19 protein-coding genes and 1 pseudogene are annotated in these 24,564 nt (G+C 60.6%); 11 read left to right on the plus strand and 9 right to left on the minus strand.

Features of this window, described 5'->3' with window-relative positions:
- Positions 1-702: 702 nt before the first annotated feature.
- A pseudogene (locus tag AC1DV9_RS12955) lies at positions 703-2,986 on the plus strand (FdhF/YdeP family oxidoreductase).
- 632 nt (positions 2,987-3,618) lie between these two features.
- On the opposite strand, the gene AC1DV9_RS12960 reads toward AC1DV9_RS12955, so the two are convergent.
- The gene (locus tag AC1DV9_RS12960; RefSeq protein ID WP_477948248.1) at positions 3,619-6,459 is read right to left on the minus strand and encodes an ATP-binding protein; all 2,841 of its coding nucleotides are present in this window, start codon (positions 6,457-6,459) and stop codon (positions 3,619-3,621) included.
- A gap of 248 nt (positions 6,460-6,707) precedes the next feature.
- Between AC1DV9_RS12960 and AC1DV9_RS12965 the strand changes: the two genes are divergently transcribed.
- The 3 genes from AC1DV9_RS12965 to AC1DV9_RS12975 all read left to right on the plus strand — a co-directional run bounded on the left by AC1DV9_RS12965 (position 6,708) and on the right by AC1DV9_RS12975 (position 9,752).
- Entirely contained in the window at positions 6,708-7,376 is a 669-nt protein-coding gene (locus AC1DV9_RS12965; protein ID WP_477948250.1) for a response regulator transcription factor, read from the plus strand.
- Positions 7,377-7,518: 142 nt separating this feature from the next.
- A complete protein-coding gene (locus tag AC1DV9_RS12970) occupies positions 7,519-8,553 on the plus strand; it encodes an alpha/beta fold hydrolase (protein ID WP_477948252.1) in 1,035 nt (344 codons plus the stop codon).
- A gap of 161 nt (positions 8,554-8,714) precedes the next feature.
- Positions 8,715-9,752, plus strand: a complete 1,038-nt coding sequence (locus tag AC1DV9_RS12975) for an LLM class flavin-dependent oxidoreductase (protein WP_477948254.1) — start codon at positions 8,715-8,717, stop codon at positions 9,750-9,752.
- A 44-nt stretch (positions 9,753-9,796) separates the two neighbouring features.
- Here AC1DV9_RS12975 and AC1DV9_RS12980 read toward each other — a convergent pair whose 3' ends face one another.
- The 3 genes from AC1DV9_RS12980 to AC1DV9_RS12990 form a co-directional block, all read right to left on the minus strand.
- Positions 9,797-10,258 (minus strand): YybH family protein, encoded by a 462-nt coding sequence (locus AC1DV9_RS12980; protein WP_477948256.1) that lies wholly within the window; start codon positions 10,256-10,258, stop codon positions 9,797-9,799.
- A 196-nt stretch (positions 10,259-10,454) separates the two neighbouring features.
- Positions 10,455-11,681: a YbfB/YjiJ family MFS transporter gene (locus AC1DV9_RS12985; protein ID WP_477948258.1), complete on the minus strand. Its 1,227-nt coding sequence runs from the start codon at positions 11,679-11,681 to the stop codon at positions 10,455-10,457.
- Between the two features lie 140 nt (positions 11,682-11,821).
- Positions 11,822-12,907: an NAD(P)H-dependent flavin oxidoreductase gene (locus tag AC1DV9_RS12990; RefSeq protein ID WP_477948260.1), complete on the minus strand. Its 1,086-nt coding sequence runs from the start codon at positions 12,905-12,907 to the stop codon at positions 11,822-11,824.
- Between the two features lie 287 nt (positions 12,908-13,194).
- On the opposite strand from AC1DV9_RS12990, the gene AC1DV9_RS12995 reads away from it, so the two are divergent.
- From AC1DV9_RS12995 to AC1DV9_RS13020, 6 genes are all read left to right on the plus strand, one after another.
- Positions 13,195-13,920, plus strand: a complete 726-nt coding sequence (locus AC1DV9_RS12995; protein WP_477948262.1) for an SDR family NAD(P)-dependent oxidoreductase — start codon at positions 13,195-13,197, stop codon at positions 13,918-13,920.
- Positions 13,914-14,420: a RidA family protein gene (locus tag AC1DV9_RS13000; protein ID WP_477948264.1), complete on the plus strand. Its 507-nt coding sequence runs from the start codon at positions 13,914-13,916 to the stop codon at positions 14,418-14,420. Before AC1DV9_RS12995 ends, AC1DV9_RS13000 begins: the two co-directional genes overlap by 7 nt.
- Positions 14,417-15,406: an enoyl-CoA hydratase/isomerase family protein gene (locus AC1DV9_RS13005; RefSeq protein WP_477948266.1), complete on the plus strand. Its 990-nt coding sequence runs from the start codon at positions 14,417-14,419 to the stop codon at positions 15,404-15,406. Before AC1DV9_RS13000 ends, AC1DV9_RS13005 begins: the two co-directional genes overlap by 4 nt.
- A gap of 87 nt (positions 15,407-15,493) precedes the next feature.
- Positions 15,494-16,042 carry a hypothetical protein gene (locus tag AC1DV9_RS13010; RefSeq protein WP_477948268.1) on the plus strand — a complete coding sequence of 183 codons (549 nt, stop codon included), beginning with the start codon at positions 15,494-15,496 and terminating at the stop codon, positions 16,040-16,042.
- A gap of 19 nt (positions 16,043-16,061) precedes the next feature.
- Positions 16,062-16,697 carry a cysteine hydrolase family protein gene (locus AC1DV9_RS13015; RefSeq protein ID WP_221119542.1) on the plus strand — a complete coding sequence of 212 codons (636 nt, stop codon included), beginning with the start codon at positions 16,062-16,064 and terminating at the stop codon, positions 16,695-16,697.
- Between the two features lie 207 nt (positions 16,698-16,904).
- Positions 16,905-18,452, plus strand: a complete 1,548-nt coding sequence (locus AC1DV9_RS13020; RefSeq protein WP_477948270.1) for an aldehyde dehydrogenase (NADP(+)) — start codon at positions 16,905-16,907, stop codon at positions 18,450-18,452.
- 51 nt (positions 18,453-18,503) lie between these two features.
- On the opposite strand, the gene AC1DV9_RS13025 is transcribed toward AC1DV9_RS13020, so the two are convergent.
- Genes AC1DV9_RS13025 through AC1DV9_RS13040 form a run of 4 tightly spaced genes read right to left on the minus strand, consistent with a single transcriptional unit; the run spans position 18,504 to position 22,345 of the window.
- The gene (locus AC1DV9_RS13025) at positions 18,504-19,097 is read right to left on the minus strand and encodes an NADPH-dependent FMN reductase (RefSeq protein WP_477948271.1); all 594 of its coding nucleotides are present in this window, start codon (positions 19,095-19,097) and stop codon (positions 18,504-18,506) included.
- 51 nt (positions 19,098-19,148) lie between these two features.
- A complete protein-coding gene (locus AC1DV9_RS13030; protein ID WP_477948273.1) occupies positions 19,149-20,177 on the minus strand; it encodes a D-cysteine desulfhydrase family protein in 1,029 nt (342 codons plus the stop codon).
- Positions 20,178-20,212: 35 nt separating this feature from the next.
- Positions 20,213-21,022 (minus strand): SDR family NAD(P)-dependent oxidoreductase, encoded by an 810-nt coding sequence (locus AC1DV9_RS13035; RefSeq protein ID WP_477948275.1) that lies wholly within the window; start codon positions 21,020-21,022, stop codon positions 20,213-20,215.
- Between the two features lie 36 nt (positions 21,023-21,058).
- Positions 21,059-22,345: an epoxide hydrolase family protein gene (locus AC1DV9_RS13040; RefSeq protein ID WP_477948276.1), complete on the minus strand. Its 1,287-nt coding sequence runs from the start codon at positions 22,343-22,345 to the stop codon at positions 21,059-21,061.
- A 213-nt stretch (positions 22,346-22,558) separates the two neighbouring features.
- On the opposite strand from AC1DV9_RS13040, the gene AC1DV9_RS13045 reads away from it, so the two are divergent.
- Positions 22,559-23,227: a VOC family protein gene (locus tag AC1DV9_RS13045; RefSeq protein ID WP_477948575.1), complete on the plus strand. Its 669-nt coding sequence runs from the start codon at positions 22,559-22,561 to the stop codon at positions 23,225-23,227.
- Positions 23,228-23,486: 259 nt separating this feature from the next.
- Here AC1DV9_RS13045 and AC1DV9_RS13050 read toward each other — a convergent pair whose 3' ends face one another.
- Positions 23,487-24,419 (minus strand): LysR family transcriptional regulator, encoded by a 933-nt coding sequence (locus tag AC1DV9_RS13050; RefSeq protein WP_477948278.1) that lies wholly within the window; start codon positions 24,417-24,419, stop codon positions 23,487-23,489.
- Positions 24,420-24,564 lie beyond the last annotated feature (145 nt).

Consider the following 24,564-nt stretch of genomic DNA (forward strand, 5'->3'; position numbering starts at 1 on the left):
GGTGGCGACCTGGCCTAGGCTTATAAACTCTCACCACGCACGCCATTGCACTTAGGTATCGCCGGCCTGGGCGCCAGCAGGGCGCGGTGGGTGGGATGTACGACACCATCGTACCGTAGCACCGTCGAGCAGAAGAAATCATCATAAGCCCGGTGTCGCGTCGGGTGCCCGAGGCTAAGGCAAAACCATTCATTCAACAAAAGGCGAGTCAAATGGCAAATACGGCAACAATAGCCGAATCTTCGAAGCCACCGGTCATCACCGCAGGAGAAATGCTCGAACGAGGTAGGCGTCTCGACCTTGCGATTGAGGCCCTTCGTACCAAGGTCAGACAGAGGGAAGCCTCGGGCTGGCTTGCTTACAAGCACGAAACCGCACGTGGGCCAGAGCGGCCCGCTGCCTAAAACTGTTCGAGCACACAGGACTGTGGTCGTGGCCTGCGAACGTCCAATACCAAAGTGCACTTATGGGGGCTGCGCGGACGGGTTAGCTTTACGCATCGCCTACCCCTCCAGGGCGATAGGCTCTCAAGAGCACTGCGCTCCAGCACTCCTCCCCTCTGCCGGAGCGCGCGGATCCGCCAAGGTCCGCCAAGGCCGTCTTCATCCGCCCGGAGACGGCCTTTTTTTGAAGTCACCCTCCGTAAGCAGCCGTAGCGCACGTTCACCGGATCTGGCTATCAATTCGAGCGATGAAAGAACTGTGATGAGCAAACGTCCCGACGGAATCAAACGCTACGACCACCCGGCCGGCGGCTGGGACGCGCTAAAGGCCGTCGCGAAGACGCTGGCCCACCAACAGATCGTCGCGCAAGGCAGCAAAACTCTACTCAAGGCCAACCAGCCGGAGGGATTCGACTGCCCAGGCTGCGCATGGCCCGACCCCAAGTATACGTCTTCGTTTGAATTGAAACGGCGCCAAGGCAATTGCGTGGGAGTCGACCGCCAAGCGCACCGACGCTGAGTTCTTCAAGCAGCATAGCGTCTCCGAGCTCTGGACGTGGACGGATCATGAGCTCGAAGACGCCGGCCGCCTGACCTTGCCGTTGCTGTACGACCCAGGCACCGATCGCTTTGAACCGATCGCCTGGGACGCGGCATTCGCGCTGATCGCAGTCGAGTTGAACAATCTCGACGATCCGGACCAAGCCGAGTTCTATACCTCCGGCCGTGCCTCCAACGAAGCAGCCTTCCTCTATCAGCTATTCGTTCGCGCCTAGGCACCAACAATTTTCCCAGTTGTTCAAACATGTGTCACGAGGCAACCAGCGTAGGGCTTCCGAAATCTATCGGCGTTGGCAAGGGAACCGTCACGCTCGAAGACTTCGATCATGCGGACGCGATCTTTAGCTTTGGTCACAATCCGGGCACGAACCATCCGCGCATGATGTCGACATTGCATGCGCGGCGCGCCGCGGCGTTCCAATCGTCGTGTTCAACCCCCTGAAGGAGCGCGCGCTTGAGCGGTTCGCCGCTCCTCAAGATCCGGTCGAGATGGTCACCTTGTCCTCAACGCCGATTGCTTCGGCCTACCACCAAGTCCGTGTCGGCGGGGATCTGGCCGTTTTGAAAGGAATAATGAAGGCGGTACTGGAACGAGACGAAGCGAGTGTCGCCGCGGGCGGCGCCGGCATACTTGATCGAAATTTCATCGGCGAACACACCGTGGGATTCGAGGTGCTCCGTGCGGATATCGAAGCTACCACTTGGCAAGAGATAGTCGCTGTCACTGGCCTGACCCGGCATGCCATCGAGAGCGCAGCCGGCGTCTATGCCAATGCGAGGAATGTTATTGTCTGTTATGGCATGGGCATTACACAGCATGCCAAGGGCACGTACAACGTCCAGCAGATCGCAAACCTTCTGATGCTGCGAGGAAACATTGGGCGAGAGGGTGCGGGGATCGCGCCCATCCGAGGCCACTCCAACGTGCAAGGAGATCGGACGGTAGGAATAACCGAAGTTCCCAGCAAAGCACTTCTCGATGGCATGGAACGGGCCTTTGGTTTCCGCCCGCCGAGCGACAAAGGTCATAACGCGATCCAAGCCGTGGAGGCCGCCATAGCTGGTCGAGCAAAGGCGCTAATCTGTCTTGGCGGGAACCTCGCGGTCGCGATGTCGGATTCCGGGGCCACATTTTCGGGCATGCGGAACCTTGATCTGGCCGTCCACATCGCAACGAAACTCAACCGCTCTCATCTACTGACGGCGAAGACCACACTCGTTCTGCCATGTCTTGGACGGACGGACCTTGATATCCAGGCATCCGGCCGCCAAGCAGTCACCGTTGAGGATTCGATGTCCATGGTTCACGCTTCACGGGGGTTTCTTCAGCCACCCGGCGAACTTGTCCGATCCGAGCCCGCGATCATCGGAGGGATCGCAAGTGCTACGCTTGGTGACCGATACGGTATAGACTGGGAGGGTATGATAGCGGACTATGATCGCATCCGCGACAAGATCGAGGAGGTGTTTCCCGACTTCCACGACTTAACGTTCGTGTGCGCAAACTTGGCGACTTCAGACTTGACGTTGCTGCTTCGTTTCGGCGGTGGAACACGCCGGAGCGAAAGGCCAACTTCCTTCCGTCTCCTGGTATCTCAGAGGATCCGCCTGTCGACGGCGAAGGCGTCTTGATGCTGACTACTATTCGAAGCCACGATCAATATAACACCACCATCTATGGATTGGACGATCGCTATCGCGGCGTATTTGGTCGGCGCGACGTGATTTTCATGAATACGGAAGATCTCAAAGATCGAGGCCTCAAGGACGGCGATCGCATCGAGGTCCAAGGGCTAATCGGCGCGGTCGATGACAAGCATCTCGTTTGCGGTTTCACGGGGGTCGCCTATGACATTCCGAGGGGCTCCATCGCGGGCTACTATCCGGAGATGAATGTCGTCATGTCGCTCCGAGACTTCGATCGTCAGTCCGGCACGCCGTCCTACAAGGGAGTGCCAGTCAGGGTGAGGCGCGCAGACTGACAACGGCGGGACGGCGAAAAGCATCGGTTTGCCATGCAGATGGGCCTCAAGACTTGAGAACCGTCCTGACGGCAAGTAGTTGCCTGAGCCTTTCTTGGTCGGTGACCCCGGCCCGGTACCAAGACAAAAGGTCCCGCGCCGCATTCTCGGCCTCGGAACTCTGTCGATGACACTGCTGGCTCTCGCAATACTCCTTAAGCAGACCCCGCATCATGAACACGTGCTCCGCGCTCAGCACTACCCCGCAAGTGCTAAAATGCAGCTTCATCATATCCGCGTCCCTGTTGCTGTTCATAAGGGATTCGACCGATTGCATCGGGGCCGCACCGGCGAACACATAGCGAGCGACTGTTCCGAACCTAAATGGGTTTCACCGGATCGGGCTGGCACCCACACCCGGACCGGAGCTGACGGCCGCTGTATCGATACCAGGGCGCCAGCCAGCACCGCCATTGCAAACAAGATTACGACGCCGGGAAAGATACTGCCTGAGGGCCTCGGACTTCTGTAAGACATAGCGATCTCCTGACGCCTGCCGATAACCGGCTTGGCTAGGAGCCCACTTTGGCAAACAGCAAATGCGAAAGCTGTTGCACATAGGTATTGGCAATACTTTGGTGTCCCTGACTTCGTCAGTGATTTCCACCAAGCAACCTCTTCGCCAGTAAGAGTCGAGGGGTCGAAAAACCCTCCCGGAACTGCTGGTAGACGGGAAGGAGGATTTCTTGTGCCGCTCGGAGATCACCGCGGCTGACCAAATATTCTGCGTAGCTGATGCCGGCTGTAAGTTCCCAATACAAGCAGCCTTGAGCCGATGCTCTTTTGCCGGCTTGCCGAAACAGGTCTACCACTAAACTCTCGTTCACGCCTTGTGCAGCAACGATTTCTGCTTTCTTTCGTAGAAGTTCAGGTATGAACCAGAGGTAGTTTTTTTCCACTGAAAATTTTTGCGCCTCGTCGACCTCCAAAAGCGCGTCGTCCAGACGTCCGGCCGCCTGCAACGCGGTAGCGAGTTCAGACATGAAAAACGGATAGAACAGCAGATACGAGGATTCTTGCATGCCTTGAATGCCGGCTCGAAGATATTCGATCCCCTCGGCAGGCGAGCCTGAGCGTGATGCTAGGCTTCCTCGGATGCTTATGCCAACTGCGTAGAACGGTTTCAGGCCGTGCTGCAGGGCATGCGCAGTAAGTTCTTCGCCCCACTGTCGTGCTCGCGCCTCGTTGTCCAGGCTGAGAGACACGAACGCGGACGCCCAGGCCAGCGCGACGCAAGACACGAACGGTTGCTTGGTTGCACGGGCTTCATCGACTGAGGCTTCGGCCACCCGAGAGGCAACGTCCAATCGCCCCAACGAGAGCAAGTTGACGGTATCATGAGCCATCGAGGACGTCCGAATGTCCGCTCCGAGCCTGAGCATGTCCGTAAGACGACTGCTGGACGGCGAGTTAGACGCCGCCCAATCAAGTCGCTCATGAGCATCGAGGTGGTGGGCCTGATAGGTCTGCGGGATTCCCGACAGCCAAGCTGCGGTCGCGCGGGACCTCGCATCGCCCTGGCCGGCGCCTCTTTCGTACTCTTGCGCGTATACGAGCGCATCATCCAGTTCGACTGACCGAGCGCTAAAAAGCCATAGGGCGCTTGTCACCCGTTGCCGATAGTCCTGATCATCCAGCTCTTTAGCGAGCATCAAGGCGCGTGCAAGCACCGCCCGCCCTTGCTGGCTCATGCCCTGAGTATAGATCATGGCGAATCCCAGGGCGCACTGCAGGACAAGTTCCGTACGTCCCCCCTCTTCTTCTTTCAGGCAGGACAGCGCCTTTCTCGCCCATTCGCCTGCTTCGGAGACGAGCGAGGTCGCGGTCCAAAAATCGGAGGCAACTGCGGCGAGGTCTGCTCCCAGTTTTCCGTCGCCCTCCGGAGAAAGCGCCCAAGTCAACGATGCTCGGAGATTGTCGATCTCTCGGCGATACCGCCCTAGCCCATCGACTGCCGACCGCAGCGATTCTTCACTCGAAAATGGCCGGAATAACGAATGGAAGAAGGCAGTCGTACGCCTCATCGTCATTCGATAGTCGGTGCCCCTGCCAAGCTTTTCCAGCGAATAGACCCGCACCGTCTCCAAAAGCCGCCACCGGGGGGCTGCCTCCGTTCCGTCGAAGGTCACCAACGATTTCGTGACCAGGTTCGAGAGCCCCTGTGCCGCCTCTTCCTCGCCCTCCCCACTGGCGGCCATCGCGGCCTCCAAGGTAAACCCCGCGGGAAATACGGACAGACTACGCAGAAGGTGGCGCTCTACTTCAGGCAGTAACTCGTAGCTCCAATCGAGTGCGGCCCGAAGCGTGCGGTGTCGAGGCAAGGCAGTACGGCGTCCGCCCGTCAGCAAAACGAAACGGTCATCCAAGCGGCCGGCGATCTGTTGAAGTCCTAACGTCGCGGCACGGGCAGCGGCGAACTCTATGGCGAGCGGAATTCCATCGAGATGCCTGCATATACCTGCGATAATCGAGACCCTCTCTTCGCTCGTCGTGAAGTCGGACTGCAGCGCCCTTGTTCGGGCGACAAATAACTGAACAGCACTGTGACTTAAAGGATCACCAGCCTTTTCGTTCACCGGCACATCAAGGGGGGGAACACGATATGTGTACTCTCCTTCGATCCGGAGAAGCTCCCGACTCGTTGCGAGAACAGAAACATTCGGGCAGCCGCGCAGCATGGCTTCCACCATCTCGGCCGCGGCATCTACGACATGTTCGCAGTTGTCGATCAGAAGCAACATTTTGCGGTTGCCGATTGCCCGCGCAACGAGCTCGGGAGAGACGTCGTCACCTTGAAGGCGCAAATCGAGAGCCTGTGCGAGTGTAGTCGGAACAAGACTTGGATCTGAGAGGGAGACCAGCTCCACAAGGAATGCGTCCCCATCGATCGTCGGTCGCAAGCGGCGCGCGACTTCGGACGCGAGGACGGTTTTTCCGATCCCACCGGGTCCGGTAAGGGTCACAATTCGATAGGCCGACATGAGCGTTACGATTTGTGAAATTGCAGCCTGGCGGCCGATCAGCTCGGACGCCGCCTCGGGGATGCTATTAGCAAAACCCTCTCGTTCGCTCGACAGCGCGAGCGTGACCGGCGTCGGTTCGGTGAGCCGATTTTCGGGTTCCGTCCACTCGCCCAGTAGCCGATATCCGCGACCGGACACCGTACGCAGCAAGTCCCGGTCCTTTCCAAGCGCACGCCGAATTGCAGAGATATGGACTTGGAGCGTGTTGTCCTCGACGACCATTCCAGGCCAGACGCGCTTCATCAGTTCGTCTTTCGTGACGATCCCACCCGAAGAAATCGCAAGCGTTTCGAGGATATCGAATGCGCGACTACCAAGCGGAACGGGAGCGCCCATAGCTCGCAGCTCTCGTTTCTCGAGATCGAGCTCCCATCCGGAATGCTCGAAAAGGCTTATCTCAATCTGTCCCAAAGCGATCCGAATCTACCTGGTTCAATAAGCATGGATAAAATCACAGACGGGCAGATTGCGCCAATGGTGCGTCAACAACCTTTAAGGGAAATTTTCAGCTTTTTTCAGGATCTCTCACACCACTTAAGTCGCGGACCCCTCGGTGCTGGTCTAAAAACGCGAAGCGCCTTCAAATCCAAGGTGCGTGCAGCATCCATAATATCTCACATGCGCGTCGCTTTCGCGCACGATCGATGAGGACGAACGGCATGTACCGGACGCAGAATCCTACTAATCCTTCGACAATGGCGACAACATTATCAAGTGATGCTTTGGTCGCCGTCCTGGACAACGGCGCAGAATTTGATCCCGATCTGCATCAATATTTTTCGGGCATGGGCTGGCGACTTGAACAGTTCAACTCAGCCTCCGACTTACTGAGCGGGGCCCAAGCTGGATGTTTCAACTGCATCCTTGTCGATGCGAGCATGTCTGATTTTCCGGTTTCTGATCTGGCGCGATTGATTTGCTCGTTTGCGGTGCACTGCCCCATCGTCGTTGTCACCCCGAGAAACAGTCCTGCCACTTCTGTCGCCACAACTCGGTTCCGGGTGGCATTCCTCCCCGAGCAGGATGATCCCTCCATGATCGCAGCGGAGGTGAATGCATCGATATGTGCATTCAACGAGGCCCACCGTTTGGAGGCCTATTTTCTCACGCTAACTCCGCGAGAACGACAGGTTATGAAGTTCGTCGTGGAAGGCTTGCTGAACAAGCAGGTGGCGTTCAAGTTGAACATTAGCGAGATCACCGTGAAAGCTCACCGCGGCCGTTTAATGCGGAAGATGAACGCCAGAACCCTTCCCGATCTTTTATATATGGCCGCAAGACTTGGCCCAGCTTCAGGCTCCATCCCACGCGAGCTGTCGGCATTCTGACGCGCCGCGGCGCCCCATGCTTTAGCACTCCCGTGCGTACCGACACCATTGGACAGTAGCGCATTTCTACCACCTGTCTGAAATGGACTTGCAAGCGCCTGCCGCGCGGCAGGCCCAACAAGCGATCATTGGAGACACAGCCATGAGCAACTCATACAACGCGACCTGGACGCGCCGCTCCTTCGGCGCCGTGGCACTCGGGCTGACGGCGGCGGGAATCCTTGCGAAGAGTGCTGCCACGGCCGACAGCGGCAAGGCAGACCGTTCCGATGGCCGGGCTCTCGTCGCCGACAAGCAGATAGACGCCGGCGATCTGAATGTCGGATACGCCGAGCTCGGCCCTGAGGGTGGACCGGCGGTTTTTCTTCTTCACGGCTGGCCCTACGACATCAACGCCTTCGCCGAGGTGGCGCCTCTGCTCGCGGAGCGGGGTCATCGTGTGATCGTGCCGCATCTACGTGGATACGGAACCACCAGGTTCCTGTCCGAGGACACTCTGCGCAACGGCCAGCAGTCGGCGCTAGCTGTCGACGCCATCAAGCTGATGGACGCCTTGAAGATTGAAAAGGCGACAGTCGCCGGGTTCGACTGGGGTGCGCGGACCGCCGACATCGTCGCCGCGCTCTGGCCGCAACGATGCAGGGGCCTAGTGTCCGTCAGCGGTTACCTCATAGGAAGCCAGTCTGCCGGAAAGGCGCCCCTGCCCCCGGCCGCGGAACTTCAATGGTGGTATCAGTTCTACTTCTCCACGGACCGCGGTCGAGACGGCTATGAGAAATACACGAACGACTTCGCCAAGCTGATCTGGCGTCTCGCCTCGCCGCAGTGGAAGTTCGACGACTCGACCTTCGAACGTAGCGCAAAGGCATTTGCAAATCCCGACCACGTCTCGATCGTCGTTCATAATTACCGCTGGCGGCTGGGCCTCACGCAAGGTGAAAACCGGTTCGACGCATTTGAAACCAAGCTTGCGTCAGGTCCCGAGATTCATGTGCCGACGATCACGATGGAGGGCGACGCCAACGGAGCGCCTCACCCCGATCCCAAGGCTTACGCCACAAAGTTCAGGGCGAAATACGAACATCGTCTCACAGCGGGCGGGATCGGCCACAATTTGCCCCAGGAGGCGCCCGATGCGTTCGCGAAGGCGGTAATAGACGCCGATTCCTGGGCGTGAGCAACCGGGGTCCCGACGCGCTCGATTATCGAAAAAATCGATGATCACCATCCGAAAAATCAGACTGGCGCGGCATCGTCTGGTCGTGAGATGGGGAGCTCTGCCGGGAAGGCCTCACAGTGCCGCAGCTGCCGGTACGAGCCCCTTGAAAGGATTGAGCGTTGGAAATCGGTATCGATAGTTTTGCAATGCTTCTCCCCCAACCTGACACCGGGCGTCTTCAGCCGGCGGTCGATCGGATGGAGAGCGTACTTGCCGAGGTGGAGCTGGCGGACCAGGTCGGTCTCGACGTCTTCGGAATGGGCGAACATCACAGGGAGAACGCGCTGGACTCCGCGCCTGCGGTGATACTCGCCGCAGCGGCGGCGCGTACAAGTTCTATAAGGCTGACGAGCGCCGTCGCCGTTCTCAGCGCCTCAGATCCCGTGCGGCTTTTTCAGGAGTTCGCAACGCTGGATCTGATATCCCGAGGACGGGCGGAGATCGTGGTTGGTCGTGGTTCTTCCGTGGAGGCCTATCCTCTGTTCGGCTTCGACCTGAGGCACTACGACGCACTTTTCGCCGAGAAGCTCGACCTGTTGCTCAAGATCAGGGAACAGCCCAACATCAAATGGCAAGGCCGGTTTCGTCCTGCGCTCAATGGAGAGGGCGTCTTCCCTCGCCCGCATCAGCCCTCATTGCCCATCTGGCTTGGCGTGGGCGGCACGCCCGAGTCCTTCGTCCGCGCAGGGACACTGGGCCTGCCTTTGATGGCTGCCATCATCGGTGGAAGCTTCGAGCGCTTTCTGCCCCTGGTCGAACTCTATCGTCGCGCGTGGCTCGCTGCGGGGCATCCCTCGGGGAACCCGAGGGTGGGCGTCCACGCTCTTGGCTTTGTCGGGGAGACCGACGAGGCTGCGCAGAAAGCCTTCTTTCCAGGCTGGTTTCAAATGTTCACGGACGCAGGAATAGAACGAGGCTGGCCGCCGCCGACGAAGGCTCAATTCGAACACATGTGCGGGCCCGGCGGCGCGTTCCTCGTCGGCGGTCCGCAGACGGTGGCCACAAAGATAGCTCATATCAACAGAACGTTGGGAGGAGTTGCTCGCATCACCTTTCAAATGAGCACGGCCGCGCTCGACGCGGAAGCGATGCGTCATTCTATCGAGCTGCTGGGAACCGACGTCGCGCCTTTGGTACGGGGACAGCTTCACGACTAGCGGGGCGGCGCGTAGAGCGCCGATGTACGCCGTCGTCCGTTTCCTCAGCCGAAAATCAATTTCTGATAGGCGGCCAGCATCTGCGGGTCCTCGACGGACCCGTGATGATGAAGCTGTCGCCAAGCTCCTTGCTTTCGTACGAACCACCGGGTTGTCCGGAAGGCGACGTCGAGCGTCTTGGTCGCCGTCCTGCAGACTCCACGTTCGCGGCCGACGAACAGATGCCACTCTCCGCCGCCCTGGCTGGTGAAGTCGTGGAAGGTCACTTGGACCTTTGTTTCTCCCGTGAAGAGCTTCGAATACCCGTCAGCGATCTGAACCCAACCGCGGCGGATGCCGCCGATCGGGTTATCCATGCTGGGTTCCGAACCGCCAAGCCAGACCTGTTCGAGCCCCTTGAGATCGCCAACGTTGAAGGCTCGATAGAACCGTATCAGGGCATCCAAGGCGGTTCCATCGTCCTGCGCCGCCTCGACGCCGCTGACTTCCGTGAGATGCTGGTCCATTGCTTTCTCCATAATTCCTAGAAGGTGGCTGACACACTTGGGACTGTTGCTGTCGTCGTGCTGGCCGACTTGGTCTATCTGCCTTAACGCTGGAGGAGCATGCGCAATCGATCCCGAACCATCTATTGTACGATGGTGTCACCGATGATTTTGGAGATGGTGACGACCGCACCGGAGGATTTCGAGCGGGTAGTTTTCAACTAGCTCGAACCGAGCGATCTCCGAGCTTTGCCTTTCGCTCGCTTGGAAACAGCAGGATCATCGCAACATAGATCGCGGCGCCAACGACAAGGGCGATACTGGCCACGGCAAGCGCAAGATCGAACCCTGCATCTACGTTTTCCGCGTGCCTCATGATCACTGCTACCACAGGCGGGCCCATGATCTGTCCGATCGCGAACACCGCCGTCAGCAGTCCCATGTAACGCGCGTGGTGGCTTGACCTGATCCGCCTGACCTCGTTCATCGCGAAAAAGCTGATCGCAGTGAACGGCAGGCCGACGAGAACGCTGCTGAGCGCAAGGCCAACTGCATCCTGCCAGATAACGGACAAGCCCACCCCGACCGCCTGCACGAGGTATGCGGCAATCAGATGGAGGCGCACGTCGGCACTATGGTTCACGCGCGCCGCGAGCAGCGATCCGAAGACTGCAGCGACACCAAACAGCGGCCAGAAGACGGTGAGCAACGGGGAACCGGGAATACTGTTCTTCGCGATCACCGGAAGATAGGTCGCCGTGACGATGTAGCCGAAGCCGGCCAGCCCGTAGGCGATCGCAAAGAGTGGCATTTCTGATTGCGGCACCTTGCCGGACGCCCGCGTCGAAGTCCCGACCGAGTAGGCGTCGGACGGCTTTGAATGCTTCCCGAAGGTTTTCCAGATGACGGCGCTGATGGACGCAGAGAGAGCGGCAAACACAAGCCATGCCATGCTGCCCGACAGTCCGAGCAAGGTCATCCCGCTGGCGGCCAACCCGGACGCTGCGATGCCGGCCCCCGGACCGGTGAATATGGCGCTTCCGATCGAGCTGCCGGTTCGCGAAAGCTGGGCCAGACACCAACCGGAGGTGAAGACGAATCCGATCGCCGACGCAACGCCTGCCAAGAAACGGAAAGCCACCCAGGCATCGGCGTAGGGCACCGACATCAAAGCTGTAACCAGGACCGTGAACACCAGTGCTAGGCGTATCACGAAGGTATGGTTCCACCTTCTCGGTACTGCCATCGCCGCCAATGCACCAACCAGATAGCCGACATAGTTGGCAGTCGCGAGTTCTCCGGCTCGCGAAAAATCGAGGACGCCGTCGTGCAGCATCATCGGCAGGATTGGAGTGAATGCGAACCGACCAACGCCCATGGCGATGGCGAGGGACGCCGATCCAGCGAGCACGACCACATATGGGCTGGGGCTTTGTTTAGACATGACGATGTCCTTTGTTCGATTGGAGACCGTCGCCACGAGCTAGCGACGGCTCTCCTTCAGATAGATTGGTCGAGGTCTGCGTGAACCGTCTGTCTGCGGCAGGCTGTCTGCCGAGATGCGGAAGGATCTTCGGGATGCCGTCAGGTAGGACTACGGCGTGCGATTACGTCCAACGCGGAATGATTGAGGTCTCGCGTCAATTCCTCGGCACCAACTTTCAAAGCAAGACGGGAGGCCTGACCCACCCAGAGGTTCGTAAAATCGTTCCTCGACTCCGCCTCGGCTTTTGCTCTGATGGGAAGGAGAGCTCCTCCGGCAGTTGGGAATGCGGGCACGGCGTCTGAAATCGGACCCAGATCTCGCATGAGGCGGTTTACGACGCCTCTCGCCGGACGGCCGGTGAAAACGTTTGTTATCGCGGTGCTGTCATCGCTGGCGGAGGCCAGCGCCTCTGCGTGAAGTGCGGGGATCCTCGCCTCTGGGCAGAAGAGGTATGCAGTGCCGACTTGGACGGCGGAAGCTCCCAGCATAAGGGCCGCGGCGACACCCCGCCCGTCGGCGATCCCGCCGGCGGCGATGACTGGCACCCGTACGGCATCGACCACCTGCGGCAGGAGCGCCATTATCCCAACCTGTGTCGTCATGTCCTGGCTCAAAAAATTCCCGCGATGTCCGCCGGCCTCCAAGCCCATGGCGATGACTGCATCGACGCCGTTTTTCTCGAGCCAGACGGCCTCCGCCACGGTTGTCGCGGATGACATGATCTTCGCCCCTGTCGCCTTCACACGCTGCACCAGCGACTTTTCAGGCAGCCCGAAATGAAAGCTCACGACCTCCGGTTTCAAATCCTCAACCACCTCGCAGAACGAAGTATCGAATGGTGCACGGCCCGCTGCGGCGATCGGCGCGGCAGGGTCGAGTCCTGCGTCCACGAAGTAAGGGGCGAGCAAAGCTCTCCATCGCATCTGCGCTGCCGGATCATCTGCGGGTGAAACATGTGAGAAGAAGTTCACGTTCACGGGCGCGTCGGTGCCGGCGCGAATCTCATGGATGGCCTGGCGCAGCCCTTCGACGGTCAACAGTGCGCTTGGGAGAGAGCCCAGACCGCCGGCCTTGGCCGCGGCGACGACCATTTCGACCGTCGTCGCGCCGGCCATCGGCGCCTGGATGATGGGAAGCTCAATTCCAAACAGGTCGAGAATTCGGCGATCGGGCCAGCGGTTCATGTGGACTCCTTGTCGTGCTTGACTTTGCGACGCTGATACCCTCGGCCACGACCCGCGTCTATTGGACCTTGGTGTCCTTGGAGAGCAACCCGATCCGAAGGTATCGGGAACACCTTGGTACAATATCGGGGCCGGCTTTTCGGAGCGATGGTCTTGGCAGAGCGGACGACGGCGCGACCGCCGGGCAGCTCCCGGCCGATGGCTGGATCAACGCATCGCACGAGGAAAAAAGCGACGACCGCGACCGGGCGGCCGTAGGAATCCTCGTCGCCAGAACGGAGGCAGGCATGAGCGTGCACAAGACTGTTATCATCACCGGCGCGTCGCAAGGCATCGGCGCCGGACTGGTCAAGACGTTCCTCGACAAGGGCTGGAACGTGGTCGGAACCTCCCGAAACATCAGCGAGAGCACGCTGTTCGACCGCGCAGGCCGGCTGGAACTGATCGGCGGAGACGTAGCGGATCCCGAGACCGCCGAGCGGGTAGCGACTGCGGCGGTGGAGCAATTCGGCTCGATCGACGCCCTGGTCAACAACGCCGGGGTCTTCTTCACCAAGCCGTTCCTCGAATACACCATCGAGGACTTCCGACGCCTGTGCGCTACGAACGTCGAAGGGTTCATTCATTTTACGAAGCACGCCATCGGCCAGATGCTCCGCCAGAAGTCTGGCGGGAGTATCGTGACGATCACGTCGTCCTTGACGGACCACCCGATCGCGGGCGTGACGGCGTCGCTCCCGATGATCACCAAGGGCGGCCTCAACGCGATCACGAAGAGCCTCGCGCTGGAGTTCGCCAAGGACAACATCCGGGTGAACGCGCTCTCGCCAGGCGTCGTCGACACTCCTCTCCACGCGAAGAACCCGCGGACCTTCCTCGAATCCTTGTCGCCGATGGGAACTATCACGGCGGTTCAGGAGATCGTCGACGGCGTTGTCTATCTGACGGAATCCTCCAACATCACCGGGGAGGTGCTGCACGTAGACAACGGCGCACATCTTGGCAAATGGTAGCCGCGGGCGCAGAGGCGCGGATCAAGGAAATGGCGATATGCCTTCCGAAGGCGCCCACGCCATTCGGCGCGTACGTCGAAGCGTTTCAATCCGGATCGCTGCTTTTCCTGAGCGGCATGCTGCCGGTCGCCGGACATGTGCCCCTTTATACTGGCCTCGTGGGCCGCGAGCTGTCGGTGGCCGAAGGCTACGACGCAGCGAGAGCGGCCTGCCTCAGCGGGCTGGCCGCGGCGCAGTCGCAGCTAGGAACGCTGGACCGAATCCGATCGGTCGCGAAGCTGGGCGTCTATATCGCCTGCCCCGCCGATTTCCATGAACATCCCAAGGTCGCCGATGGAGCGTCGGAGCTGTTGCTCGACGTGTTCGGCCCCGCCCGCCTCCCACCCCGCGTCGTCCTCGGCGTTTCCAGCATACCGCTCGGAATGCCAGTCGAGATCGAACTGGTCTTCGAGATCGGGCCAGCGTTTGCATCCCAAACCCAAGAACGGAGACAGCCATGAAGGTCAGACAACCGACCAGGACAAGCGCCATCGCGATGTCGTCGAAAGCCCTTACCGCCGCGGCGCTATTGCTCCTTCCGGCGCTCGCCCTATCCGGTCAGACGAAGGTCGCCGAAAAGGTCGATAGCGGTGCGGAGGTCAAGGCCGACCAAGGCCAAGAATATGGGCAGATCAAGGTTGACAAGCGCACGCCCGCCTACTGGCGTGTCACCTTCGACAATCCGCCCTTCAACATCTTCGGACCGGAGACGATCCCACAGATGGAAAAAGTCGTGGCCGCGATCGAGAGCGATCCCAAACTCAGGGTCGTCGTGTTCGACAGCGACGTGCCGGGGTTCTTCCTCACCCATTACAACTTTACGCCGCCTCTCGCCGAATCCACCGGCCTCCCCTCCGGCCCGACCGGGTTGCACCCCCTGCCCGACATGCTGGTCCGGATCAGCAAGTCGCCGGTCGTCTCTATTGCCATGATCCGCGGCCGCGCGACGGGCGTCGGCAGCGAGCTCGCCCTCGCCAGCGACATGCGCTTCGCGAGCCGTCAAAAGGCAATTCTGTCCCAATGGGAAGTGGGGGCGGCGCTCGTTCCCGGCGGCGGCCCTATGGCAAGGCTGCCGCGGCTGATGGGGCGTGGCAGAGCTCTCGAAGTCCTACTCGGATCCGATGACATCAACGGCGATCTCGCCGAGGAGTACGGCTACGTAAACCGCTCCTTTGATGACGACAAGCTCGACCCGTTCGTCGACGCCCTCGCGAGACGGATCTCCGGCTTCGATCGACAGGCGATCGCCGATACCAAGCGCCTGGTCGATTTCGCGAGCCTTCCGAGCGATCCCGAAATCGCCGCCGGATGGGACGCCTTCATCACGTCGGTCCAGCGTCCGGCGGCGCAGAAGAACATCGGACGGCTCATGGAAATGGGCCTGCAGAAGGATCCGGACATCGAGGCGAGGCTCGGACACTACACGCAAACTCTGGCCGACAAGTAGGCCGAGACGGTGCTCGCGCGGTGAGCGGCAGGTCGCGCGCGTGCATCGGACATCATTTAACGCACTCAACGACAATGGAGATATCCCATGCATAGTCTCGAACATCAGATCGTCGATTCAAGCTTTTCGGCAATCATCAGCGCACCGATCGAGAAGATCGACATACCGACCTGGTGCTTCAACCTACCGGAAAAGGAATATCAGGGCTGCTCGCCTGCCCACATCGCGGCAGGCTTCACCACTGCAGCCGACGGCACGCGAATGTCGATCAACGTCGAGACGATCGGCGGCAGCCTGATGGTCCAGCATTATCACGAGACGCTCGGCGAAAGGCATCACCTCATCCTCGACTCCGATTCAGACGTCTTTACCCCGAACGGACGCGTCACTATCCACGTCACCTGGGAACTGAGTGTGAAGAAGCTGGATGCCAATCGCTGCGAATTCACCAACCGCGTCCAATCCTTTGCGACGGACGAAATGATCGCCTTTCTCGATCGCCAGGGAATCCCGTTCGAACTCTTCCGGACGCAGCGACAGCCGATGTCCATCGCCCACAACAAGGGCGAGACGCCGCTCTTCGCTGCCAGCATCGAACGGGCGGCCCTGAAGAATTCTGCGACGAAGGCGGCATGAATCGGCGAAGGAGAACATCATGACTGAACTATCCTTCGACAGGAGCAACACCGGGCTGCTGGTGGTCGATCCCTACAACGACTTCATTTCCGAGGGTGGCAAGATCTGGCCGCGGATCAAGGAGGTCGCCGAGGCGAACAACTGCGTTCCGCACATGCTCGAAGTGCTGACCGCCGCCCGTGAAGCGAAGCTGCGGGTGTTCTTTGCGATGCATCATCGCTACCGGGCCGGCGACTACGAGAACTGGAAGTTCGTAGCGCCCATACAACGCGCAGCTTGGAACCGCAAAAGCTTCGAGTTTGGCACGTGGGGCGGCGAGTTCCGCGCCGAGTTCGTGCCCGTTGCCGGAGAGGTCGTCGCCTCCGAGCACTGGTGCTCGAGCGGCTTCGCCAACACCGATCTCGATCTCGAGCTGAAACGGCACGGCATCCAGCGGGTCATCGTCATCGGATTGGTGGCCCACACCTGCATCGAAGCCACCGTCCGCTACGCGGCCGAACTTGGATACGACGTCACGGTCGTCAAGGACGCGGTTGCCGACTATTCGCCGGAAATGATGCACGCGGCTTTGGAGGTCAACCTTCCGAGCTACGCGAGCGCCATCGTGGATACCAAGGAAACCGTCGCCGCGATCGCTCTCTCCCAGACGGCCTGAACTCCTCCCGTTGCCAACACCCATCCGGCGCGCGTCCCACCGCACGCCGGATTTCTCGAATCGAAAAGTAATACTATTTGCCCTTCTGGGGTTGGCACGTGCTTTGCCGAACATTATTTGAATTCGACAGCTAGCCGCCGACGCATCGCATCAACCCTCCCGATTTCCATGGAAGGCGGCCTGCTCATCAACTTGAAAGGATCTACGATGACACTCTCCGGCGACCTTCTTATCGGCGGCGCGCACGTGCGCGGCGCGGCCGCAGCGTTCTCCGCGACCAATCCGGCCAACGGCGAAACCATGGAGCCGAACTTCACAGGCGCGACGAAGGAACAGGTCGAGCAGGCCACAGCTTTGGCGTGGGACGCCTTTCCGGTCTACAAGGAGACTTCGCTCGAAGATCGTGCTCGGTTCCTTGAAGCCATCGCGGATGGAATTGTGGCCATCGGGGACGAACTCGTCCTGCGAGCGATCGACGAGACGGGACTGCCGCGCGGCCGCATCGAAGGAGAGCGTGCCCGGACAGTCGGACAGCTTAGGCTATTCGCGAAGGAGGTCCGAGACGGCGCTTTCCAGGAGTTGCGTTTCGATCCCGCCGACGTCGACCGCAAGCCGGTGGCGAAGCCTGATCTGCGGCTTCGCAACATTGCTCTCGGACCCGTTGCGGTCTTCGGGGCGTCGAACTTCCCCCTCGCCTTTTCTGTCGCTGGTGGCGACACCGCCTCGGCCCTCGCCGCAGGCTGTCCTGTGATCGTCAAGGCGCACTCCGCCCATCCCGGAACCTCCGCACTCGTTGGTAAGGCCGTTGTAGACGCCGTGGCGGCATGTGGGCTTCCGTCGGGAACTTTCGCGCTTTTGTTCGACGTGGGATTCGACGTCGGCCAGACCCTGGTCGCCGACCATCGTATTCGCGCCGTCGGCTTCACCGGCTCGCGCCGTGGCGGGACCGCTCTGATGAAGATCGCATCTGAGCGGAAGCAGCCGATACCCGTCTACGCCGAAATGAGTAGCATCAACCCAGTCATCCTCTACCAGAACGCACTGCTCGGCCGGGGCGCGGAAATCGGAAGATCGTTCGCGGCTTCGCTGACCCTCGGCGCCGGTCAGTTCTGCACGAATCCTGGGCTGATCATCGCGATCGAGGGTGCGGGTCTCGACATCTTCATCGATAGCGCGGCGGCGGCCTTGGCGGAAGCGCCGGCCCAGACCATGCTGACAGGCAGCATCTGCGAGGCGTATCGAAAGGGCGTAGCGAGGCTTACGTCGTCACCAGCCGTATCGCAGGTTTCTGCCGGGAAGGACGGAACGGCCCATCAGGCCTCGGCCGCGCTTTTCCAGACCACGGCGGCTTCCTTTCTCGCCAATCCCGAGCTTCAGGAAGAAGTCTTTGGCGCGGCCGGACTGATCGTTCGCTGCAGTGACCACGACGATCTGCACAGGGTCGTGGAATCCTTGGAAGGTCAGTTGACCATAGCGCTACACGTGGATGCCGGGGACGAGGCCGCCGCGGCCCAGATGATCCCACAGTTGGAACTTCTCGCCGGCCGCCTCCTTGTTAACGGCTTCGGGACGGGCGTCGAGGTCTCCCCGGCGATGGTCCATGGCGGCCCTTATCCGGCGACGTCGGACGGAAGATCGACGTCGGTGGGTACCTTGGCGATCTACCGTTTCCTGCGCCCGGTGTCCTACCAGGACTTCCCGGCAGACCTACTTCCAGCTTCACTCACGCATAGCAATTCGGTCGCTCGTGTGTAGACAATAAGCCGAAGCGGGGGCGCTGACGCCCCCGCTCTTGTCTTGCATTGGTTAGACCTCTGAAGCCTTGGCAGCCATCGTGGCCTTCGCCCACCAGACCAGCTCGTCCAGCGCAGTCTTCGCCGACGGCAGCAGATTTGCTTCGATCTCTTCGATCGGCTTGTTGCCGCCCATCGAGAAGACGGTGAAGAAGTCGCTGCCGCCGATATGAACGGCCGCATGCGTGGAAACCATCTGCAGCTCGACGCCGATTCCGCGCAGATGCTCGAGCGCGCGCGACCCGCCCGCGGTGCCGTACGCGATCGCGGTGAACGGCTTGCGTGCCCATTCCACGTATGACTGATCGAGGGCGTTCTTCAGCACGCCGGTGATCGAGCGATTGTATTCCGCGACGACGAAGATGTATCCGTCGTAGCGCGCCACGGTCTGCTGCCAACGAACGGCTTCCGCGCTCTGGCTTGCTGCGTAGGCGTTCGACGCGACTTCGTCGAAGAACGGCAGCGGGTGGTCGCGCAGATCGACGATTTCGACGTCGATGTCGTCGCGGGCCTGAGCCTGCTTCAGTATCCACTGTGCGGGCTTGTCGGCGAAACGCGTCGGCCGGGTGGAGCCGACGATGATGGCGATTTTCGGTTTCGTAGTCATGGCATTCCTCATTTTATGTGGGTTGATGATGATGATCCTCGGGAGAGAGGGTCAGGTGCTGCTTAGTGCGTCTGCATAGGCATAAAGCCCAGGAGAACCTCCCGTCATGACGAACAGGACGTTCGATCCCGGCGCGATGACTTCGTTTTCGATATCGGACAGCAGGCCGGCAAAGGCCTTCCCTCCGTAGACGGGATCCAGAAGCAGGCCCTCAGTGCGGCCGACAAGGCTGATTGCTTCGACCATATCTGACGTCGGCATGCCGTATCCGCCACCAAGATGCGCGCCCTCTATTGCCAGTTCCTCCCCTCGAACTCGGTGTTTCTCCCCGAGAAGGTTGAAGACAGCGTTGACTTTTTCCACCGTCGCAGCGATGCATTCCTCCGCTGGGGAGAGAACAGTATACGCTCTGATCTTCGAGGGATCTTTTCCGGCTAGAACAGCTCCTGCGACCAGACCGGCGTGCATGCCGCCGCTGCCGTTCGGGACGATCATCTGGTCGAATTCGATGCCGATCTCGGTCGATTGAACTTCGACTTCGAGTGCACAGTCGACGTAGCCTAAAGCTCCGACCGGCGTCGAACCGCCAAGCATGCCCACGAAAGCCTTGCCTCCGGCCGCGGCGATATCCGACGCGCGGCCCCTTGCGAACGCGCCCGCATCGTCGCCCGTGCGCAGGAGGTGGACGCGGGCGCCGAAGAGCCGGTCCAACAAGACGTTGCCGTTGGCCTGGTAGATTTCGGCAACCCGGGGCACCATCTGGGCCAGGACGACCTCGCAGGCCAGCCCGGTTCTGGCGCAGGCGGCGGCGGCCAGACGGGCGAAGTTCGACTGCACGCCGCCGGTTACGACGAGAGTGTCGCAGCCCTCCGACAGGGCTTCCCCGATTAGGAATTCGAGCTTGCGCAGCTTGTTGCCCCCGCCCCCGAGTTCCATCAGATCGTCTCTCTTCGTCCAGATCGAGACGCCCCGTCGACGCTCGCCCAGGACTAGCTCCAGACGATCCAACCGCTGGATCGGCGTGGGTCCGTTCAGCAAGCGAACGCGCGGAAACCGGTTCAAAAGATTCCAGTCGGACATCTCAGCTTCTCTTCTTTTGTGTTTTCCCACCGCTCTCAAGACTCCAGTGCCGGCGTCCGGTAGCGTGGGGCGGGAATGTTGCGAGAAAGGTTCGGCATCAGCTTCTGACGAGCCGCCTCGTATGCGTCCCAGTCGGCGATGTCGGGAACGGACGGAAGAGTGATCAGCTCGCCCATGTCGAGACCGGCAAGCGCCGCGTCAACCGCGTCTTCCGCCTTCATGACGATCTGGTCCGGAAGACGGTCGAGCGAGCCGCCTGACGCCTCCCAGAACGGCGTCTCAACCGCGCCGGGAAGTACGGCCTGGATTCGGATGTTCTTTTCTGCCAGCTCCTTCTGCAGAGAGAACGTCAGGGCGATGACGAACGCCTTCGTCGCTCCGTAGACGCCGTTGAGGATCTCGGGTGCGATCCCCAATGCGGATGCCATGTTGACGATCGTTCCGTGCTCGCGTGCTACGAACGACGGAGCGACCGCATAGACGAGACGGGTCACGGCCGTGACGTTCAGCTTGATCATCCGCTCCATCGCCTCGACGTCGGACATCAGGAGAGGCTCGACGGCCCCGACGCCGGCATTGTTGACCAGCATCGTGATCGAGGGGTCGCTTCGAAGAATTCCCTCGACCTTGAGAAGATCCTCTTTCTCGCCCAGATCCGCGCGAATCGTCTTAACGCTGCGGCCTGTCGCCTGCGCTATGTCTTTCGCAACCCTTGTGAGCGAATCCTGACTACGCGCCACGAGTATGAGGTCGTAGCCGCGGCGGGCGAGGCGGTCCGCGTAAAGCGCACCGATGCCGGAAGACGCGCCGGTGATCAGGGCAGTGCCCTTTGGAAAGTTCGTCATGGAAGTTGTCCTTGCTAGAGTGAAAAAGTGTCGCCGTCAGCGCAGCGTTCTGAACGCCGCCCGCAGCTCCGATGCAAATAGGTCCGGTTGCTCCCAGGCGGCGAAATGGCCGCCCTTGTCGACTTTGTTGTAGTAGATGAGGTTGTGGTACGCCTTCTCCGCCCAGCTCTTCGGAGCTTGGTAGATCTCACCGGGAAAGACCGTGATGCCGGCCGGAATCTTGACGTCGACGGCGTTGAAGTTGTTGGCGTTGTTCTCCCAGTAAAGCCGCGCGCCTGACGTGGCGGTTCCTGTGAACCAGTAGAGGGAGATGTCGTCGAGCATCTCGTCCTTGGTCAGCGACTTCTCCGGATCGCCGCCGCTGTAGGTCCAGTCGGCGAACTTGTCGTAGTACCAGGCGGCGAGACCGACGGGTGAATCGGTCAGCGCATAGCCCAACGTCTGCGGCCGCGTGACCATCATCAGGGCGTAGCCGGCGCCTTTCGTGTAGAGCGCGTTCATCTGCTCGTAGGCGGCCTTCTCGTCCTCGGAAAGACCGGCCGGCGCGGGTTCGCCGTCGGCGAGAGCCTTCGCAATGTCCGGAGGAACGGTCGCCGGCATGTTGGTATGGATGCCGAGCAATCCTTCGGGCGCCTGGGCGGCCATCTTGTCGGATACGACGGCGCCCCAGTCGCCGCCTTGCGAAACGTATCGATCGTAGCCGAGCCGCTTCATCAGAACGTGCCAGGCACGCCCGATGCGGTCCGGACCCCATCCGGTCTCGCTTGGGACTTCGGAGAAGCCATAGCCGGGCATCGACGGTATGACGACATGGAAGGCGTCGTCTGCAGCGCCGCCGTGTGCGGTCGGGTCCGTCAGTGGTCCGATGGTCTTGACGAGCTCGAGCACCGATCCCGGCCAGCCATGAGTCATGATTAGCGGCAGCGCGTCCGCGTGCTTGGATTTGACGTGAATGAAGTGAATGTCGAGGCCGTCGATCCTGGTCATGAACTGCGCATGCGCGTTGAGCTTCTTCTCGCCCTTCCGCCAGTCGTATTCCTTGCCCCAATATTCCACGAGCGGCTGCAGCTTTTGAAGCTGGGCGCCCTGAGAACGGTCCGGAACGGTCTCTTTGCCGGGCCATCGCGTGGCTCGGACGCGGCGTCGAAGCTCGTCGACTTCCTTCTGCGGGATAGCGCATTTGAAAGGGCGGATCGCATCGTCTGCCGTCGCCGCCCAAATGGGCTTCGGCAGAATGCTGAGGGCGGCGGTCGCGGCCGTGACAGCAAGCAGTTCGCGCCGCGTCGGCGACAGTGAGGTTCTCGTTTCTACTCCTGCTGACATGACGTCCTCCTTTGAAACTGAATGGTCGGAATGCGTCTTAGGGATCGTCCGGCAGGGCTGCCGAAGATATTGTTCGAAGGTATCGGCGATACCAATGGATCGGTTGCCGACCTATCCGACCCATCGACACCTTCGAACAATGGACATCGGGGACGGCGACGGCGCATCGTTCCGATCGCGGTGAGAGTGACCGCGATCAACAGGGAGATCGAGATGGCTATCCAGGAACCCACCCCAAGCAATTCGGCGCGCGCAGATCACATCGACATGAAGCTCGAAGTCGTTGTCATTCCCGTGTCCGACGTCGAACGCGCCAGGTCCTTCTACACCGGCCTTGGCTGGAGGCTCGACGCGGACGTGTCTGGCAAGGACGGCTTTCGCGTCGTACAGGTGACCCCGCCGGGCTCGCCTTGCTCCGTTATCTTCGGATCCAATGTGACGGCCGCCGCAGCCGGTTCCGCTCAGGGCCTCCACGTCGTGGTCACCGACATCGAGATGGCGCACGCCGCTCTTGCCTCCCGCGGCGCCGAGATGAGTGGCGTATTCCACGACGCTGGCGGCGTCTTCCACCACAAAGACACCGACCAACGCCTACCAGGACCACATCCGTCCCGTTCGAGCTACGGTTCTTTCGCCTCCTTCTCCGACCCCGACGGCAACGGCTGGCTGATCCAGGAGGTCACCGCAAGACTTCCCGGTCGCATCGACGCCAAAGGCGCTGCGTTCACATCCGCCGGCGATCTCGCACAGGCGCTGCGAAGGGTCGCTTCGGCCCATGGCGAGCATGAGAAGCGCGACGGCGGCAAGCACGACGACGCCTGGCCGGAATGGTACGCCGACTATCTGGTCAAGGAGCAGGCTGGCCAAACCCTACCAACGTGACGACGTCAAACTTTCACTTCACTGCTTTCGATCTGAAAGCCTGCGCCCCAGGCGATCCTCCCCGCCCGAGCGTCGCGCAAGAACGCCGGTCCTCTCGGGCCGGCGTTCCCGCTGATTACCGGCGACACTCGTCCGTCCGCCTCGGGTAACGAGCGCCGAGCCGATACCAAGCTCATCGCCGCGAACAGGAGATTAGCCGGGGAGGACGCCATCGAGAACCGTCGTTTGCCTGCAGGCAGCCAACCGCGTTTCGGCACAATTATTCGAGGCTGCCGGATTCCGCGGCGATGCGTCCGAGCTGCGAACGCAGACGCGGGACTGCAAAGTCGATGAAGGCTCGAACTTTCGGAACCGCTGCCCGCCCTTGAGGGGTCAGAAGGTGGACAGGCAGCGCAGGTGGCTCCGCCTGCGGAAGAACGACTCTGAGGCGACCGTCTCGGACATATTCCGCCACGTGATATGAGTAGAGCCGGGTCACGCCCATTCCCTCGGCGGCGGACGCCGCGGCTGCTCTGACGCTGTTGACCAGATAGCGTGGGGTGAAGTGTATGGTTCTTGGGATGGACGTGCCTTTAACTGGCGCGAAACTCCAGGATTCGAGGCCGAAGTTCGAGAAGGCGATCAAGTCATGCCGGGAGAGATCCGACGGCTCGTCGATTGCGGCTCGGCCGTCGAGATATCGCGGCGCCGCGACCAAGACGCGTCTGACATCTCCGCCGATACGCGTGGACATGTGCGTCGAGTCGGCGAGATTGCCGATCCTCAGGGCGACGTCAACTCCCTCGTCGACCAAGTTCACGAAGCGGTCGAGCATCAGGAACCGCGCCGAGACGTTGGCGTTCTCACGAAGGAAGCTATCGAGAATCGGACGGAGCACCTCTTCGCCCAGGATGGGCGGCGCAGAGATTGTCAGCGTTCCTCTGGGAGAGGATCGCTCCGAACCGGCGATCATGTCCGCCTCTTCGAGATCGGCCAGCACCCTGCGGCATGCTTCGACATATCTCTGGCCCGCCTCGCTCAGCTTTAGACTCCTTGTTGTGCGGTGAAGCAGCTCCACGCCGACATGTTGCTCAAGCAGACCCAATGATCGACTGATCGCAGTCGGGGAACGCTTCAGTCTACGAGCGGCGCCCGCCAGACTTCCTTCTTCGACCGCAGTGACGAACACCTTCATTGCATCGATACGATCCATACATGCTCCTGACCGCTTGGGCGCCGGCGAGCCGCGGGAAGTTGCCGGTCATCAGGCTTCTAAACAAGAAGCAAGCAACGCGCGACCCTTCAGGCCCGATACCATCGTACAATGGACTTCCGCGCTGCACCGCTCATTCTGTCCA

This window comes from Rhizobium sp. 01L410 (assembly GCF_056400165.1).

Bases quoted from the DNA above. Each gene is read 5' to 3' on its own strand.
- AC1DV9_RS12965 (WP_477948250.1), top strand. From the start codon at position 6,708: ATGTACCGGACGCAGAATCCTACTAATCCTTCGACAATGGCGACAACA.
- AC1DV9_RS12970 (WP_477948252.1), top strand. From the start codon at position 7,519: ATGAGCAACTCATACAACGCGACCTGGACGCGCCGCTCCTTCGGCGCC.
- AC1DV9_RS12980 (WP_477948256.1), bottom strand. From the start codon at position 10,258: ATGGACCAGCATCTCACGGAAGTCAGCGGCGTCGAGGCGGCGCAGGAC.
- AC1DV9_RS12985 (WP_477948258.1), bottom strand. From the start codon at position 11,681: ATGTCTAAACAAAGCCCCAGCCCATATGTGGTCGTGCTCGCTGGATCG.
- AC1DV9_RS12990 (WP_477948260.1), bottom strand. From the start codon at position 12,907: ATGAACCGCTGGCCCGATCGCCGAATTCTCGACCTGTTTGGAATTGAG.
- AC1DV9_RS12995 (WP_477948262.1), top strand. From the start codon at position 13,195: ATGAGCGTGCACAAGACTGTTATCATCACCGGCGCGTCGCAAGGCATC.
- AC1DV9_RS13000 (WP_477948264.1), top strand. From the start codon at position 13,914: ATGGTAGCCGCGGGCGCAGAGGCGCGGATCAAGGAAATGGCGATATGC.
- AC1DV9_RS13005 (WP_477948266.1), top strand. From the start codon at position 14,417: ATGAAGGTCAGACAACCGACCAGGACAAGCGCCATCGCGATGTCGTCG.
- AC1DV9_RS13010 (WP_477948268.1), top strand. From the start codon at position 15,494: ATGCATAGTCTCGAACATCAGATCGTCGATTCAAGCTTTTCGGCAATC.
- AC1DV9_RS13015 (WP_221119542.1), top strand. From the start codon at position 16,062: ATGACTGAACTATCCTTCGACAGGAGCAACACCGGGCTGCTGGTGGTC.
- AC1DV9_RS13020 (WP_477948270.1), top strand. From the start codon at position 16,905: ATGACACTCTCCGGCGACCTTCTTATCGGCGGCGCGCACGTGCGCGGC.
- AC1DV9_RS13025 (WP_477948271.1), bottom strand. From the start codon at position 19,097: ATGACTACGAAACCGAAAATCGCCATCATCGTCGGCTCCACCCGGCCG.
- AC1DV9_RS13030 (WP_477948273.1), bottom strand. From the start codon at position 20,177: ATGTCCGACTGGAATCTTTTGAACCGGTTTCCGCGCGTTCGCTTGCTG.
- AC1DV9_RS13035 (WP_477948275.1), bottom strand. From the start codon at position 21,022: ATGACGAACTTTCCAAAGGGCACTGCCCTGATCACCGGCGCGTCTTCC.
- AC1DV9_RS13040 (WP_477948276.1), bottom strand. From the start codon at position 22,345: ATGTCAGCAGGAGTAGAAACGAGAACCTCACTGTCGCCGACGCGGCGC.
- AC1DV9_RS13045 (WP_477948575.1), top strand. From the start codon at position 22,559: ATGGCTATCCAGGAACCCACCCCAAGCAATTCGGCGCGCGCAGATCAC.
- AC1DV9_RS13050 (WP_477948278.1), bottom strand. From the start codon at position 24,419: ATGGATCGTATCGATGCAATGAAGGTGTTCGTCACTGCGGTCGAAGAA.